Consider the following 15,912-nt stretch of genomic DNA (forward strand, 5'->3'; position numbering starts at 1 on the left):
TAGGCGTTCTATATAAAGCGGCTGGCGAGCGATCAGGCCGAGACGCGCGGGATGGTCTCATCGCTACGCAGGGTGAAGATCTCATAGCCGCTGTCGGTGACCAGCAGGGTGTGCTCCCACTGGGCCGACAGCTTGCGGTCCTTGGTGATCGCGGTCCAGCCGTCGCCCAGCACCTTGGTGTCGGCCTTGCCCTGGTTGATCATCGGCTCGATGGTGAAGGTCATGCCGGCCTTGAGTTCCATGCCGGTGCCGGCGCGGCCGTAGTGCAGGATCTGCGGCTCTTCGTGGAACACCTTGCCGATGCCGTGGCCACAGAACTCACGCACCACCGAGAAACCGTTCTTTTCCGCGTGCTTCTGGATGATTTCGCCGATGTCGCCCAGGCGGCAGCCGGGTTTGACGATCTCGATGGCCTTGTACATGCATTCCTGGGTGATCTGCGACAGCCGTTCGGCCCAGACCGGCACCGCACCGACGTGGAACATCTTGCTGGTGTCGCCGTGGTAACCGTCCTTGATCACGGTGACGTCGATGTTCAGCGTGTCGCCATCCTTGAGTGCCTTGTCGCCGGGAATGCCGTGGCAGACCACGTGGTTGACCGAGGTGCAGATCGACTTCGGGAAACCCTTGTAGTTGAGCGGGGCGGGAATGGCCTGCTGCACATTGACGATGTAGTCGTGGCAGATACGGTCGAGTTCCTCGGTGGTGACGCCGGGCTTGACGTATTCACCGATCATTTCCAGTACATCGGCAGCCAGGCGGCCAGCGACACGCATTTTTGCGATGTCCTCGGGGGTTTTGAGGGTGACGGTCATACAGGCTCTCTTCTACGCGCCGGGCGCGGATAAACACGGAATGGGGTGTAAACGCCGGGGCCATGATGGCTGGCCCGGGGGGTCGCTACCCTTATAAAGCGCGATTCTACCAGACGGACGGGGTGAACCATGAGCATCCGGCCATCGCTTCTCTCTATCAAGCTGGGGTCATTCTGGCCTGAATCCTGGGCGGGCGCAAAAGCCCGGGGCAGGAAATGCGAATGCGGGTTCCGTTTTTGTCGTTGCTGTGGTATAAAATGCGCCGCTTTCCGGGGATAGCCCCGTGAAGCTTAAATCCACACACGTGTCGACACGATGACCTGGGTGCCTCAGCTAAAGCTGCGGGTTGGTCATTGGGATACGTGGAGGCCAAACCCGACTTATCAAGGAACTATCATGTCCCAAGTCAACATGCGCGATATGCTGAAGGCCGGTGTGCACTTCGGTCACCAGACCCGTTACTGGAACCCGAAAATGGGTAAGTACATTTTCGGCGCACGTAACAAGATCCACATCATCAACCTTGAAAAAACCCTGCCAATGTTCAACGAAGCTCTGACTTTCGTAGAGCGTCTGGCCCAGGGCAAAAACAAGATTCTGTTCGTCGGCACCAAGCGTTCCGCTGGCAAGATCGTTGCTGAAGAAGCAGCACGTTGCGGTTCGCCGTACGTCGATCACCGCTGGTTGGGCGGCATGCTGACCAACTTCAAAACCATCCGTGCTTCGATCAAGCGTCTGCGTGACCTTGAAATCCAAGCCGAAGACGGTACTTTCGCCAAGCTGACCAAGAAAGAGGCGCTGATGCGCACTCGCGACCTGGAAAAGCTCGATCGTTCCCTGGGTGGTATCAAGGACATGGGCGGTCTGCCTGACGCACTGTTCGTGATCGACGTTGACCACGAGCGCATCGCGATCACTGAAGCCAACAAGCTGGGCATCCCGGTTATCGGCGTAGTCGATACCAACAGCAGCCCGGAAGGCGTTGACTACATCATCCCAGGCAACGATGACGCCATTCGCGCCATCCAGTTGTACATGGGTTCGATGGCTGACGCTGTGATCCGCGGTCGCAACAATGTCAACGGTGGCACCGTCGAGTTCGCTGCTGAAGAAGCTCCGGTCGCCGCAGCTGAGTAATTGACGCCCTGGCGTTGACTCAGTAAGCAAAAAGGGGGCTTGGCCCCCTTTTTGCCACCTCGAAAACCGTTGGTTGCTGGTGCCGCTACAGCCTTTGTAATGTGTAGCCGCTACAACGGGATCGGGAAGAATTGAACGCCCGTTCGATCGGGTGGAATGGTTGATAACCTATCCAAGAGGAATTTTGAAATGGCAGAGATTACTGCAGCGTTGGTCAAAGAACTGCGCGAGCGTACCGGCGAAGGCATGATGGACTGCAAGAAGGCCTTGACCAAGGCTGACGGCGACATCGAAAAAGCCATTGATGACATGCGCGCTTCGGGCGCCATCAAGGCCGCCAAGAAAGCCGGCAACATTGCCGCTGAAGGCGCCATCGCAATCAAGGGCGACGGCACCGCTGCCGTGATCCTGGAAGTGAACTCGCAGACCGACTTCCTGGCTCTGCAAGACGACTTCAAGGGCTTCGTCGCTGCCAGCGTTGAAAAAGCCTTCGCTGACAAACTGACCGACGTAGCTCCGCTGATCGCCGCTCAGGAATCGGCGCGTGAAGCACTGGTTGCCAAAGTTGGCGAAAACGTCAACATCCGTCGCCTGGCTCGTATCGAAGGTGATGTGGTCGGCGCTTACCTGCACGGTAACAAGATCGGTGTGGTTGTGGCCCTCAAAGGCGGCAACGAAGACCTGGCCAAAGACGTTGCCATGCACGTTGCGGCGACCAACCCTGAATTCCTGCTGCCATCGCAGGTTTCCGCTGAAGCCATCGAACGCGAAAAAGGCGTTTTCCTGAGCCTCAACGAAGACAAGATCAAAGGCAAGCCAGCTGAAATCGTTGAAAAAATGGTCGGCGGCCGTATCAACAAGTTCCTGGCCGAAGCCAGCCTGGTTGAGCAAGCTTTCGTCAAGAACCCAGAAGTCACCGTGGGTGCTCTGGTCAAGAAAGCCGGCGCTGAAATCGTTTCCTTCACTTACTTCAAAGTAGGTGATGGTATCGAGAAGCCAGTGGACAACTTCGCTGAAGAAGTTGCTGCTCAACTGGCTGCCAACAAGCAGTAAGACGGTTTTCAACTGTCGACCCAAGAGGCTGCCCGCTTACGCGCGCAGCCTCTTTTCAAATGGGAGGAGGGATTTTCTCTTTTTCCATTCGGAACCGTCTTACAGAGATGTGTTCTGATGGCGCTGTAGCAGCGCCAAGCTAGAGTAAGCGCAGGCTGCAAACAGCTCGCAAGATTTTTTAAACGCCGCAGGAGAGATTCGCAATGGCTCAGCAGGGCAGTGGCTATCAAGCTCGCTATAAACGCATTCTACTCAAACTTAGCGGCGAGGCCCTGATGGGCTCGGAAGAGTTCGGGATCGACCCGAAAGTCCTGGATCGCATGGCGCTGGAAGTCGGCCAACTGGTTGGCATCGGCGTTCAGGTCGGTCTGGTGATCGGCGGTGGCAACCTGTTCCGCGGCGCCGCCTTGAGTGCCGCCGGGATGGACCGTGTCACCGGCGACCACATGGGCATGCTGGCCACGGTGATGAACGCGCTGGCGATGCGCGACGCGCTGGAACGTGCGAATATCTCGGCCATCGTGATGTCAGCTATTTCCATGGTCGGTGTGACCGATCACTATGATCGCCGCAAGGCCATGCGTCATCTCAACGCCAAGGAAGTGGTGATCTTCGCGGCCGGTACCGGTAATCCGTTCTTTACCACGGACTCGGCGGCTTGCCTGCGGGCAATTGAAATCGACGCCGATGTGGTGCTCAAGGCGACCAAGGTCGATGGCGTCTATACCGCGGACCCATTCAAAGACCCGCATGCCGAGAAGTTCGATCATCTGACCTACGATGAAGTGCTGGATCGCAAGCTGGGGGTCATGGATCTCACTGCTATCTGCCTGTGCCGCGATCACAAGATGCCGCTGCGCGTATTTAACATGAACAAGCCCGGCGCCCTGCTGAACATCGTGCATGGCGGCGCTGAAGGAACCCTGATCGAGGAAGGCCAACAATGATCAACGAAATCAAGAAAGACGCTCAAGAGCGCATGAAGAAGTCCCTGGAATCCCTGGCCCATGCGTTTGGCCGGATTCGTACCGGGCAGGCTCACCCGAGCATCCTGGAAGGTGTGATGGTGCCTTACTACGGCACCGACACCCCGATCAAACAGGTCGCCAACATCACCGTCAAGGACGCGCGCACCCTGCAGGTCGTGGCGTTCGAGCGCAATATGCTCGGTGCCGTGGACAAGGCGATCGGCAGTGCCGGTCTGAACCTCAATCCGACCAACCTGGGCGAGTTGCTGCTGATCTCCATGCCGGCGCTGACCGAAGAAACCCGTCGTGGTTTCACCAAGCAGGCCCGTGAAGAAGCGGAAAACGCTCGCGTTGCCGTGCGCAATATCCGTCGCGACGTGCTGGGCGACTTGAAGGACCTGGTCAAGGAAAAAGAAATCAGCGAAGACGAAGAGCGTCGTGCGGCTGACGATATCCAGAAACTGACCGACAAGTTCGTGGCGGAAATCGAAGTCGCCGTGAAGCAAAAAGAAGCGGACCTGATGGCCGTATAAGGGTCAGGACGTTTTCATGGAAAAGACCAAGCAGTCTGTGCCGTCCTCGGTGCCGCGCCATGTTGCAATCATCATGGACGGCAATAACCGCTGGGCGAAGAAACGCTTTTTGCCCGGGGTTGCCGGGCACAAGGCTGGCGTCGACGCGGTGCGCGCCGTTATTGAAGTGTGTGCCGAGGCTGGGGTCGAGGTATTGACCCTGTTCGCGTTCTCCAGCGAGAACTGGCAGCGCCCCGCCGACGAAGTCAGTGCCTTGATGGACCTGTTCTTCAAGGCGTTGCGCCGCGAGGCCAAGCGTCTCAACGAGAACAATATCAGCCTGCGGATCATTGGCGACCGCTCGCGCTTTCACCCCGAGTTGCAGGCCGCCATGCGCGAGGCGGAAGCGGCGACGGTCGGCAGCAATCGTTTCATTCTGCAGATCGCCGCCAACTATGGCGGGCAATGGGATATCGCCCAGGCGGCCCAGCGCCTGGCCCGTGAAGTGCAGGCTGGGCATTTGCGTCCGGACGATATTACTCCGGAGCTGTTGCAGACCTGTCTGGCCACCGGCGACCTGCCGTTGCCGGACCTGTGTATCCGGACCGGTGGCGAGCATCGCATCAGCAATTTCCTGCTGTGGCAGCTGGCGTATGCCGAGCTGTATTTCTCCGACCTGTTCTGGCCGGACTTCAAACACGAGGCCATGCGCACCGCGCTGGCTGATTTTGCTTCCCGCCAGCGTCGTTTCGGTAAAACGAGCGAGCAGGTCGAAGCAGGAGCCCGGGTTTAATGCTCAAGCAACGCATCATCACGGCACTCATTCTCCTGCCTATTGCCTTATGTGGGTTCTTCCTGCTCGAAGGCGCCGGCTTTGCGCTGTTCATCGGCCTGGTCGTCACCCTTGGCGCCTGGGAATGGGCACGCCTGGCGGGGTTTGAAGCGCAGCCGGCCCGTGTGGCCTATGCGGCGCTGGTCGCGGTGCTGTTGTTCTTTATGTACATCCTGCCCAACCTGGCACCCTGGGTGCTCGGGGCGGCGGTGTTGTGGTGGGGCCTGGCGACTTTCCTGGTGCTGACCTACCCGCGCACCAGCGCGCACTGGTCGACGACCGCCAGCAAACTGGTGATCGGCTTCCTGATCCTGTTGCCGGCCTGGCAGGGCCTGATCCTGATCAAGCAGGAACCGTTGGGCAACTGGTTGATCATGGCGGTGATGATCCTGGTCTGGGGTGCCGATATCGGTGCCTACTTTTCCGGCAAGGCCTTCGGCAAGCGCAAGCTGGCACCTTCGGTCAGTCCGGGCAAGAGCTGGGAAGGTGTCTACGGCGGCCTGGCCTTGAGTCTGGTGATTACCGCGGTGGTCGGGGTCGTACGCGGCTGGGGTGCCGGGCAAATGATCGCCAGTCTGCTGGGGGCGGCGCTGATCGTGGTGATCTCGGTGGTCGGTGACTTGACCGAAAGCATGTTCAAGCGCCAGTCGGGGATCAAGGACAGCAGCAACCTGTTGCCCGGGCATGGCGGCATCCTCGATCGAATCGATAGCCTGACGGCGGCGATTCCGACCTTCGCCGTACTGCTCTGGATCGCTGCATCGTGAGCCGCCCACAGCAAATTACCGTGCTGGGTGCCACCGGTTCCATCGGCCTGAGTACCCTGGATGTCATCGCTCGCCACCCGCAGCGTTACCAGGTCTTTGCCCTGAGCGGTTTCAGCCGCTTGGCCGAGCTGTTCGCCCTGTGCGTGCGGCATCGACCGCGTTATGCGGTAGTGCCCGAGGCGGCCGCGGCGCGTGGTCTGCAGGAGCAGCTGCGCGATGCCGGCCTGGCGACCGAAGTGCGGGTGGGGGAGGCCGGCCTGTGCCAGGTCGCGGCCGATCCCGAGGTCGATGCGGTGATGGCGGCCATCGTCGGCGCGGCGGGCTTGCGTCCGACGCTGGCGGCGGTCGAGGCGGGCAAGAAGATCCTCCTGGCCAACAAGGAGGCGCTGGTGATGAGCGGCGCGCTCTTTATGCAGGCGGTGCGCAAGAGCGGTTCGGTATTGCTGCCGATCGACAGTGAACACAATGCGATTTTCCAGTGTTTACCCCAGGATCACGCCCGTGGCCTGGCGGCGGTCGGTGTGCGGCGGATCCTGCTGACCGCCTCGGGTGGCCCGTTCCGGCAAACGCCGTTGGCCGAACTGGCCGATGTCACTCCCGAGCAGGCGTGCGCCCATCCGACCTGGTCGATGGGGCGCAAGATCTCGGTCGACTCTGCGAGTATGATGAACAAAGGCCTGGAGCTGATCGAGGCGTGCTGGTTGTTCGACGCCAAGCCGTCCCAGGTCGAAGTGGTGATCCACCCACAGAGTGTGATTCACTCGTTGGTCGATTACGTTGACGGTTCGGTGCTGGCACAGTTGGGCAACCCGGATATGCGCACACCAATCGCCAACGCCCTGGCCTGGCCTGAGCGGATTGACTCCGGCGCGACGCCGCTGGACCTGTTTGCCGTGGCGCGGCTGGACTTCCAGGCACCGGACGAGCAGCGCTTTCCGTGCCTGCGCCTGGCCCGCGAAGCGGCTGAGGCCGGAGGCAGTGCGCCGGCGATGTTGAATGCGGCGAATGAAGTGGCGGTGGCGGCATTTCTCGAACGGCGCATCCGCTACCTCGAGATCGCGGGTATCATCGAGGACGTTTTGAACCTGGAGCCGGTGGTCGCGGTCAACCAGCTCGACGCGGTATTCGCGGCGGACGCCAAGGCCCGGGCGCTGGCCGAGCAGTGGCTGAGTCGCCACGGGCGATGAATCTGGCGTAGCCTTCGGGGCTGTCGGCACCTGGGATTGCGGAGAAAGTACATGAGCGCGCTCTATATGATAGTCGGCACCCTGGTGGCCCTGGGTGTGCTGGTGACCTTCCACGAATTCGGCCACTTCTGGGTGGCCCGTCGTTGCGGCGTCAAGGTCCTGCGTTTTTCCGTGGGCTTTGGCATGCCGCTGCTGCGTTGGCAGGATCGCCAGGGCACCGAGTTCGTGGTCGCCGCCATTCCGTTGGGCGGCTACGTGAAAATGCTCGACGAGCGCGAGGCTGAAGTTCCGCCGCATCTGCTCGACCAGGCTTTCAATCGCAAGTCGGTGCGCCAGCGTATCGCGATCGTGTCGGCCGGCCCGATTGCCAACTTTCTCCTGGCCATCGTGTTTTTCTGGGGCTTGGCGATGCTCGGCAGCCAACAGGTGCGTCCGGTCATTGGCACTGTGGAGAGCGGCAGCCTGGCCGAGAAGGCCGGACTGAGCAGCGGCCAGGAAATTGTTGCCATCGACGGCGAGCCGACCACCGGTTGGGGTGCGGTCAATCTTCAGTTGGTGCGGCGCCTGGGAGAGAGCGGCACCTTGCAACTGCGGGTCCGTGAGTCCGGTTCGACCAGCGACTCGCCACGCGAACTGGCGCTGGACCATTGGTTGAAGGGCGCCGATGAGCCCGATCCGATCAAGGCCCTGGGGATTCGCCCATGGCGCCCGGCGTTGGCGCCGGTGCTGGCCGAACTCGATCCGAAAGGCCCGGCCCAGGCTGCCGGTCTCAAGACTGGCGACCGCCTGCTGGCGGTGAATGACCAGCCCCTGAACGACTGGCAGCAGGTGGTGGATTGGGTCCGTGTACGTCCTGATACCAAAATTGTGCTGCACATCGAGCGTGATGGTGCTCAAATCGACGTCCCGCTGACCCTGGCCAGCCGTGGCGAAGGCAAGGCGGCGAGCGGTTATCTGGGGGCGGGGGTCAAGGCCGTGGACTGGCCGCCGGAGATGGTTCGCGAGGTGAGTTACGGTCCGCTGGCGGCGATTGGCGAGGGTGCCCGGCGCACTTGGACCATGAGTGTTCTGACCCTGGACTCGCTGAAGAAAATGTTGTTCGGTGAGCTCTCGGTAAAAAACTTGAGTGGACCGATAACCATTGCTAAAGTGGCGGGCGCTTCGGCCCAGTCGGGCGTCGCTGATTTCCTGAATTTCCTGGCTTATCTGAGTATCAGCCTCGGGGTTCTGAATTTGTTGCCCATCCCGGTACTGGATGGGGGGCATTTGCTGTTTTATCTGATCGAGTGGGCGCGTGGTCGTCCCTTGTCGGATCGGGTGCAAGGTTGGGGGATTCAGATCGGTATCAGTTTGGTGGTCGGGGTGATGTTGCTTGCCTTGGTCAACGATCTGAGTCGACTGTAACGCTTCGCGAAAATTGCGAATCTGCCGCATTGTGCGGCAGTTTGTTTATTGCCAGTTGGAATAAGAAAGGACTTCATGAAACGTCTGCTGCTAACTGCGGTTCTCACCGTATTGATGATCGCCGAAGTTCACGCCGAGTCCTTCACTATCTCCGATATTCGTGTCAATGGCCTCCAGCGGGTATCCGCTGGTAGCGTCTTTGGCGCGTTACCGTTGAATGTCGGGGAGCAAGCGGATGACCGTCGCCTGGTGGAATCCACTCGCGCGCTGTTCAAAACCGGTTTCTTCCAGGATATCCAACTGGGGCGCGAAGGTAACGTCCTGGTCATCACGGTCGTTGAACGGCCCTCGGTGGCCAGTATCGATATCGAAGGCAACAAGGCGATCTCGACTGACGATCTGATGAAGGGTCTGAAACAGTCCGGCCTGGCCGAGGGTGAAATTTTCCAGCGCGCGACCCTTGAAGGCGTGCGTAACGAACTTCAACGTCAGTATGTGGCCCAGGGCCGTTACTCGGCCGAGGTCGAGACCGAAGTCGTTCCCCAACCGCGTAACCGCGTTGGCTTGAAGATCAAGATCAATGAAGGCACCGTCGCCGCGATCCAGCACATCAACGTGGTGGGTAACTCGGTATTCAAGGACGAAGACCTGATCGACCTGTTCGAACTCAAGACCACCAACTGGTTGTCGTTCTTCAAGAACGATGACAAGTACGCCCGTGAAAAGCTCTCCGGTGACCTGGAGCGCCTGCGTTCCTACTACCTGGACCGTGGCTATATCAACATGGATATCGCCTCGACCCAGGTCTCCATCACCCCGGACAAGAAAAGCGTCTATATCACGGTCAACGTCACCGAAGGCCAGAAGTACAAGGTCCGTGACGTGAAGCTCAGTGGTGACCTGAAGGTGCCTGAAGACCAGGTCAAATCCCTGCTGCTGGTGGAGAAGGGGCAGGTGTTCTCGCGCAAGCTGATGACCACCACCTCGGAACTGATCACCCGCCGCCTGGGTAACGACGGCTACACCTTCGCCAACGTCAACGGCGTCCCGACGCCGCACGATGACGATCACACCGTCGATATCACCTTCGTGGTCGACCCGGGCAAGCGGGCCTACGTCAACCGCATCAACTTCCGTGGCAACACCAAGTCCGCGGACGAAGTGCTGCGTCGTGAAATGCGTCAGATGGAAGGCGGTTGGGCTTCCACCTACCTGATCGACCAGTCCAAGACCCGTCTTGAACGTTTGGGCTTCTTTAAAGAAGTCAACGTCGAAACCCCGGCGGTTCCGGGTGTCGACGACCAGGTTGACGTGAACTACGCCGTGGAAGAGCAGGCCTCGGGTTCGATTACCGCCAGCGTCGGTTTTGCCCAGAGTGCCGGTCTGATCCTGGGCGGCTCGATCACCCAGAACAACTTCCTCGGTACCGGTAACAAGGTCAGCATCGGCCTGACCCGCAGCCAGTACCAGAGCCGCTATAACTTCGGTTATGTCGACCCCTACTGGACGCCGGACGGTGTCAGCCTGGGCTACAACGTGTTCTATCGCACCACTGACTACGCTCAGCTCGATGTCAGCGTCGCCAGCTATGCCGTGGACAGCCTGGGTGCCGGTGTCAGCGTCGGCTACCCGATCAACGAAACCTCGCGCCTGACCTTCGGCCTGACGGCCCAGCAGGACAAGATCCAGACCGGCCTGTACACCGTCGACGAAATCTTCAACTTCGTTAACAATCAGGGCGATGAGTTCCTGAACTACAAGGCTTCGGCCGGCTGGTCGGAATCGACCCTGAACAAAGGTGTCCTGGCGACCCGTGGTCATTCCCAGAGCCTGACCCTGGAAAGTACCATCCCAGGCAGTGACCTGTTGTTCTTCAAACTCGACTACCGCGGCCAGGTATTCCAGCCGTTGAGCGACACCTACACCATGCGTTTCCATACCGAACTGGGTTATGGCGACGGCTACGGTTCGACCAACGGTCTGCCGTTCTATGAGAACTACTACGCCGGTGGTTTCAACTCGGTACGTGGCTTCAAGGACAGCACCCTGGGTCCGCGCGGCACGCCAAGTCGTGGCGTCGATGTGACCGGCAACGTCGGTACGGTTGCCGATACCAGCACGAGTGCCTTGCCGTTCGGTGGTAACGTGTTGATTCAAGGTGGTGCGGAGCTGTTGTTCCCGCTGCCATTCGTGAAAGACCAGCGTTCGCTGCGTACCTCGCTGTTCTGGGACGTGGGTAACGTGTTCGACTCCAAGTGCGAACAGGTCAGGAACACCAATGGCACGCTGTCGCAGACGCAGTGCAACGACATCAGTTTCAGCAATATGGCCAGTTCCGTGGGTGTTGGCGTGACCTGGGTGACCGCTCTGGGGCCATTGAGTTTCGCCCTGGCAATGCCGATCAAAGAACCGAATAACGCTGAAACCCAGGTTTTCCAATTCTCCCTCGGTCAGACCTTCTAACGGCCTGACCCTAGATAACGACAATGGATTTTGTAGGAGTTTATCGTGCGTAAGTTGACTCAACTGGTTCTGCTGGCCACTGTTCTGGTAGCGACCCCGGCCTTTGCCGAAATGAAAATCGCGGTCCTGAACTATCAGATGGCCCTGCTGGAATCCGACGCAGCCAAGAAATACGCGGTCGATGCCGAGAAGAAGTTCGGTCCGCAACTGACCAAGCTCAAGGCTCTGGAAAGCAGCGCCAAGGGGATCCAGGATCGTCTGGTGGCGGGCGGCGACAAGATGCAGCAAGGCGAGCGCGAGCGTCTTGAGCTGGAATTCAAGCAAAAGGCCCGTGACTTCCAGTTCCAGTCCAAGGAGCTGAACGAGCAAAAAGCCGTTGCTGACCGTGAAATGCTCAAGCAGCTCAAGCCCAAGCTTGATAGCGCCGTGGAAGAAGTCATCAAGAAAGGTGCCTTTGACCTGGTGTTCGAGCGTGGCGCCGTGATCGATGTCAAACCGCAGTACGACATCACCCGCCAGGTGATCGAGCGCATGAACCAGCTGAAGTAATCCATGACAGCGACCATCAAGCTCGGCCAATTGGCCGAGATCCTCGGTGCCACCTTGCGTGGCAACGAGGAGAAACAAATCACTGGGCTAGCCACCTTGCAGGAGGCTGGCCCAGCTCAGTTGAGCTTTCTGGCAAATCCCCAGTACCGCAAATACCTTGCTGACAGCCAGGCCGGTGCCGTGTTGCTCAAGGCCGCCGATGCCGAAGGTTATGCTGGCGATGCGCTGGTGGTGGCTGATCCTTACCTGGCCTATGCGCGTATTTCGCACCTGTTCGATCCCAAGCCCAAGGCGCCTGCCGGGATTCACCCGAGTGCGCTGGTGGCCGCCGATGCGCAGGTCGATCCGAGCGCCAGTATCGGTGCCTTTGCGGTGATCGAGAGCGGTGCGCGGATTGCTGCCGGGGTTAGCGTCGGGGCCCAGTGTTTTGTCGGTGCCCGCTGTGAAATCGGCGAAGGCGGCTGGCTGGCGCCACGGGTCACGCTTTACCACGACGTGCGCATTGGCAAGCGCGTGGTGATCCAGTCCGGTGCCGTGCTCGGTGGCGAAGGCTTCGGCTTTGCCAACGAAAAGGGTGTTTGGCAGAAGATTGCCCAGATTGGCGGCGTGACCATCGGTGACGACGTGGAGATCGGCGTCAATACCGCTATCGACCGTGGGGCCCTGGCCGACACGATCATCGGCAATGGCGTCAAGCTCGACAACCAGATTCAGATCGCCCACAACGTTCAGGTCGGCGATCACACGGCCATGGCTGCCTGCTGCGGGATTTCCGGCAGCACCAAGATCGGCAAGCATTGCATGCTCGCCGGTGGTGTCGGCCTGGTGGGGCATATCGAGATTTGCGACAACGTCTTCCTCACCGGGATGACCATGGTGACCCACTCGATTACCGAGCCGGGTGCCTATTCTTCCGGCACGGCGATGCAGCCGGCCGTCGAGTGGCGCAAGAGCGCGGCGCGTATTCGCCAGCTCGACGACATCGCCCGGCGCTTGCGGCAGCTGGAAAAGCGGGTAGGCGACGTGACCCCGGACGGTAATGCTTCATCAGATGGCTGATACCATTTTCCATATCAAGTAGCTGCCCGAGTCTGTACGAAAGCTGCCTTCTTGATTTGCTAGAGGAGCCGCGCGTGGCGCGCTCCCACTCTTTACTACAGGCTTCCCCACGAAATGATGGACATCAAAGAGATTCGCGAATACCTGCCTCACCGTTACCCGTTCCTGCTGGTGGACCGGGTGGTGGAACTGGATGTCGAGGCCCAGCGCATTCGTGCCTACAAGAATGTCAGCATCAATGAGCCTTTCTTCAATGGCCATTTCCCGGCGCATCCGATCATGCCGGGCGTGCTGATCATTGAAGCCATGGCTCAGGCTGCCGGCATCCTCGGTTTCAAGATGCTCGACGTGAAGCCTTCCGATGGCACCCTGTACTACTTCGTCGGCTCCGACAAGCTGCGCTTCCGCCAGCCGGTGCTGCCGGGTGACCAGTTGATCCTCGAAGCCAAGTTCATCAGCTGCAAGCGCAAGATCTGGAAGTTCGAATGCCAGGCCTCGGTTGACGGCAAGCCGGTCTGCTCGGCCGAGATCATCTGTGCGGAACAGAAAGTATGAGTTTGATTGACCCTCGTGCAATCATCGATCCGACGGCCATATTGGCCGAGGGCGTTGAGGTCGGCCCCTGGTCGATCGTCGGCGCAGGTGTGGAAATCGGCGAGGGGACAGTGATCGGGCCGCATGTGATTCTCAAGGGCCCGACCCGGATCGGCAGACACAACCGCATCTACCAGTTTTCCTCGGTAGGCGAAGACACGCCCGATCTCAAGTACAAAGGCGAAGAGACACGCCTGGTCATGGGTGACCACAACGTTATCCGCGAAGGGGTGACCATCCACCGTGGCACGGTGCAGGATCGCGCGGAAACCACCCTGGGCGACCATAACCTGATCATGGCCTACGCGCATATCGGTCACGACAGCGTGATCGGCAACCACTGCATCCTGGTCAACAACACGGCGTTGGCCGGGCATGTGCACATGGGTGATTGGGCGATCCTCTCGGGCTTCACCCTGGTCCATCAGTTCTGCCATATCGGCGCCCATAGCTTTTCCGGTATGGGCACCGCCATCGGCAAGGATGTTCCAGCCTACGTCACGGTATTCGGCAACCCCGCCGAAGCCCGTAGCATGAACTTCGAAGGTATGCGCCGTCGCGGCTTCAGCGAGGATGTGATCCACGCCCTGCGCCGGGCCTACAAGGTGGTGTACCGCCAGGGGCTGACGGTGGAGCAAGCTATTGCCGAATTGGTCGAACCCGCCGCGCAGTACCCGGAAGTAGCGGTGTTCCTCCAGTCGATCCAGTCCTCGACCCGCGGCATTACCCGCTGATCATGGCGACTTTGCGGATTGCGCTGGTCGCTGGGGAAGCCTCCGGTGATATTCTCGGCTCTGGTCTGATGCGGGCACTCAAGGCCCAGCATCCCGAAGTCGAGTTCATTGGGGTTGGTGGCCCGTTGATGCAGGCCGAAGGCCTGGTCTCCTATTTCCCCATGGAACGGCTGTCGGTAATGGGCCTGGTGGAAGTGCTGGGTCGTCTGCCAGAGCTGCTCAAGCGCCGCAAGCTGCTGATCCAGACGCTGATTGCCGAACGGCCCGATGTGTTCATTGGCATCGATGCGCCGGATTTCACCCTGAATATCGAACTGAAGCTGCGCCGTGCCGGGATCAAGACCGTGCATTACGTCAGTCCGTCGGTCTGGGCCTGGCGGCAGAAGCGGGTGCTGAAGATCCGCGAAGGTTGCGACCTGATGCTGACGCTGTTCCCGTTCGAAGCGCGTTTCTATGAAGAGAAGGGCGTGCCGGTGCGGTTTGTCGGGCATTCCCTGGCCGACGCCATCCCCTTGCAGGCCGATCGTGCTGCCGCCCGGGCTGAACTCGGTTTGCCGAGCGGTCCCGTGGTGGCGCTGATGCCAGGCAGTCGCGGTGGCGAAGTCGGGCGCCTGGGGGGCTTGTTCCTCGATACTGCGCAACGCCTGCGTGAGATGCACCCCGGCATTCGTTTTGTCATGCCCTGCGCCAGTCCGCAGCGGCGTAGCCAGATCGAGGCCTTGCTGGTGGGGCGCGATTTGCCGCTGACCCTGCTCGACGGCCAGTCCCACAAGGCCCTGGCCGCCTGCGACGCGGTGTTGATCGCCTCGGGTACGGCGACGCTGGAGGCCTTGCTGTACAAGCGGCCGATGGTGGTTGCCTACCGCCTGGCGCCGCTGACCTTCTGGATTCTCAAGCGGCTGGTGAAAAGCCCTTATATCTCGCTGCCGAACCTGCTGGCCCAGCGTCTGCTGGTACCCGAGTTGCTGCAGGACGACGCAACCCCCGAAACCCTGGCGCGGACCTTGTCACCGCTGCTCGAAGGTGGCGAAGAGCAGACCCGGGGCTTCGACGAAATCCATCGCACCTTGCGCCTGGATGCCTCGAACCAGGCCGCCGACGCGGTGTTGAAGCTGATCGGCAAAACCCTATGAGTAACCTGAAAATGCAGATGGGCTTGGACTTCACCCTGGTGGCGGATGCCGAAGACCTGGTCGCCGGTGTCGATGAAGTCGGTCGTGGCCCGCTCTGCGGCGCGGTGGTGACGGCGGCGGTGATCCTCGATCCCAAGCGCCCGATCCTCGGCCTGAACGACTCGAAGAAGCTCACTGAAGCCCGGCGCGAAAAGCTCTATGACGAAATTCGCGAAAAGGCCCTGAGCTGGTGTATCGCTCGCGCTGAAGTCGAGGAAATCGACGAGCTGAATATTTTGCATGCCACCATGCTGGCGATGCAGCGGGCGGTCGAAGGCCTGCACATCCAGCCCAAGCTGGCGATGATCGACGGCAACCGCTGCCCGAAGCTGTCGATGGCGGCCGAAGCCGTGGTCAAGGGCGATAGTAAGGTGCCTGCCATCGCGGCGGCGTCGATCCTGGCCAAGGTCAGCCGTGATCGTGAAATGGCGGCTGTCGAATTGATCTACCCGGGTTACGGCATTGGCGGGCATAAAGGCTATCCGACGCCGGTGCACCTGGAAGCCTTGCAGCGGCTGGGGCCGACCCCGATTCATCGGCGTTCGTTCGCACCGGTACGTTTGGCTTATGAGCGTCATGGGCGGTCCAGCGAACTTTGACGCTGCTGATGTTTTAGGCCAGGCCCGGTACAATCCGGGCCTTGTTGTTTTTACAGATATAGACAGG

The 15,912-nt window shown here is 60.0% G+C and carries 16 protein-coding genes; 15 read left to right on the forward strand and 1 reads right to left on the reverse strand.

Annotation, left to right across the window (positions count from 1 at the left end; translation table 11 throughout):
* Nucleotides 1–32: 32 nt before the first annotated feature.
* Complete coding sequence (map, locus tag AC07T0_RS00710) at nucleotides 33–815, reverse strand: type I methionyl aminopeptidase (RefSeq protein WP_494999398.1); 783 nt, start codon at nucleotides 813–815, stop codon at nucleotides 33–35.
* Between the two features lie 396 nt (nucleotides 816–1,211).
* Here map and rpsB point away from each other — a divergent pair, with 396 nt between their 5' ends.
* The 15 genes from rpsB (at nucleotide 1,212) to rnhB (ending at nucleotide 15,845) form a co-directional block, all read left to right on the forward strand.
* Nucleotides 1,212–1,952 carry a 30S ribosomal protein S2 gene (gene rpsB / locus AC07T0_RS00715; RefSeq protein ID WP_248794635.1) on the forward strand — a complete coding sequence of 247 codons (741 nt, stop codon included), beginning with the start codon at nucleotides 1,212–1,214 and terminating at the stop codon, nucleotides 1,950–1,952.
* A 189-nt stretch (nucleotides 1,953–2,141) separates the two neighbouring features.
* A complete protein-coding gene (tsf, locus tag AC07T0_RS00720) occupies nucleotides 2,142–3,005 on the forward strand; it encodes a translation elongation factor Ts (protein WP_494999399.1) in 864 nt (287 codons plus the stop codon).
* A 203-nt stretch (nucleotides 3,006–3,208) separates the two neighbouring features.
* Nucleotides 3,209–3,952, forward strand: a complete 744-nt coding sequence (gene pyrH / locus AC07T0_RS00725) for a UMP kinase (RefSeq protein WP_003172271.1) — start codon at nucleotides 3,209–3,211, stop codon at nucleotides 3,950–3,952.
* Nucleotides 3,949–4,506, forward strand: a complete 558-nt coding sequence (gene frr / locus AC07T0_RS00730) for a ribosome recycling factor (protein WP_248794633.1) — start codon at nucleotides 3,949–3,951, stop codon at nucleotides 4,504–4,506. Before pyrH ends, frr begins: the two co-directional genes overlap by 4 nt.
* A 16-nt stretch (nucleotides 4,507–4,522) precedes the next feature.
* Nucleotides 4,523–5,278 (forward strand): polyprenyl diphosphate synthase, encoded by a 756-nt coding sequence (gene uppS / locus AC07T0_RS00735; RefSeq protein ID WP_494999400.1) that lies wholly within the window; start codon nucleotides 4,523–4,525, stop codon nucleotides 5,276–5,278.
* The gene (locus AC07T0_RS00740) at nucleotides 5,278–6,084 is read left to right on the forward strand and encodes a phosphatidate cytidylyltransferase (protein ID WP_494999401.1); all 807 of its coding nucleotides are present in this window, start codon (nucleotides 5,278–5,280) and stop codon (nucleotides 6,082–6,084) included. The genes uppS and AC07T0_RS00740 overlap by 1 nt, the downstream gene beginning before the upstream one ends.
* The gene (gene ispC, locus AC07T0_RS00745; RefSeq protein WP_494999402.1) at nucleotides 6,081–7,271 is read left to right on the forward strand and encodes a 1-deoxy-D-xylulose-5-phosphate reductoisomerase; all 1,191 of its coding nucleotides are present in this window, start codon (nucleotides 6,081–6,083) and stop codon (nucleotides 7,269–7,271) included. Before AC07T0_RS00740 ends, ispC begins: the two co-directional genes overlap by 4 nt.
* Nucleotides 7,272–7,322: 51 nt before the next feature.
* Complete coding sequence (gene rseP / locus AC07T0_RS00750; RefSeq protein WP_494999403.1) at nucleotides 7,323–8,675, forward strand: sigma E protease regulator RseP; 1,353 nt, start codon at nucleotides 7,323–7,325, stop codon at nucleotides 8,673–8,675.
* A gap of 75 nt (nucleotides 8,676–8,750) precedes the next feature.
* Entirely contained in the window at nucleotides 8,751–11,138 is a 2,388-nt protein-coding gene (bamA, locus tag AC07T0_RS00755) for an outer membrane protein assembly factor BamA (protein WP_494999404.1), read from the forward strand.
* Nucleotides 11,139–11,183: 45 nt separating this feature from the next.
* A complete protein-coding gene (locus AC07T0_RS00760; RefSeq protein ID WP_248794627.1) occupies nucleotides 11,184–11,687 on the forward strand; it encodes an OmpH/Skp family outer membrane protein in 504 nt (167 codons plus the stop codon).
* Nucleotides 11,688–11,690: 3 nt separating this feature from the next.
* Nucleotides 11,691–12,746: a UDP-3-O-(3-hydroxymyristoyl)glucosamine N-acyltransferase gene (lpxD, locus tag AC07T0_RS00765; RefSeq protein WP_494999405.1), complete on the forward strand. Its 1,056-nt coding sequence runs from the start codon at nucleotides 11,691–11,693 to the stop codon at nucleotides 12,744–12,746.
* A 114-nt stretch (nucleotides 12,747–12,860) separates the two neighbouring features.
* On the forward strand, nucleotides 12,861–13,301 hold the full coding sequence (gene fabZ, locus AC07T0_RS00770) for a 3-hydroxyacyl-ACP dehydratase FabZ (RefSeq protein ID WP_040064770.1): 441 nt from the start codon (nucleotides 12,861–12,863) through the stop codon (nucleotides 13,299–13,301).
* Entirely contained in the window at nucleotides 13,298–14,074 is a 777-nt protein-coding gene (lpxA, locus tag AC07T0_RS00775; protein WP_494999406.1) for an acyl-ACP--UDP-N-acetylglucosamine O-acyltransferase, read from the forward strand. The genes fabZ and lpxA overlap by 4 nt, the downstream gene beginning before the upstream one ends.
* Nucleotides 14,075–14,076: 2 nt before the next feature.
* Nucleotides 14,077–15,207: a lipid-A-disaccharide synthase gene (gene lpxB / locus AC07T0_RS00780; RefSeq protein WP_494999407.1), complete on the forward strand. Its 1,131-nt coding sequence runs from the start codon at nucleotides 14,077–14,079 to the stop codon at nucleotides 15,205–15,207.
* An 11-nt stretch (nucleotides 15,208–15,218) separates the two neighbouring features.
* Nucleotides 15,219–15,845, forward strand: a complete 627-nt coding sequence (rnhB, locus tag AC07T0_RS00785; RefSeq protein ID WP_494999870.1) for a ribonuclease HII — start codon at nucleotides 15,219–15,221, stop codon at nucleotides 15,843–15,845.
* Nucleotides 15,846–15,912 lie beyond the last annotated feature (67 nt).

It is taken from the genome of Pseudomonas sp. GW821-FHT04D07, from assembly GCF_059420225.1.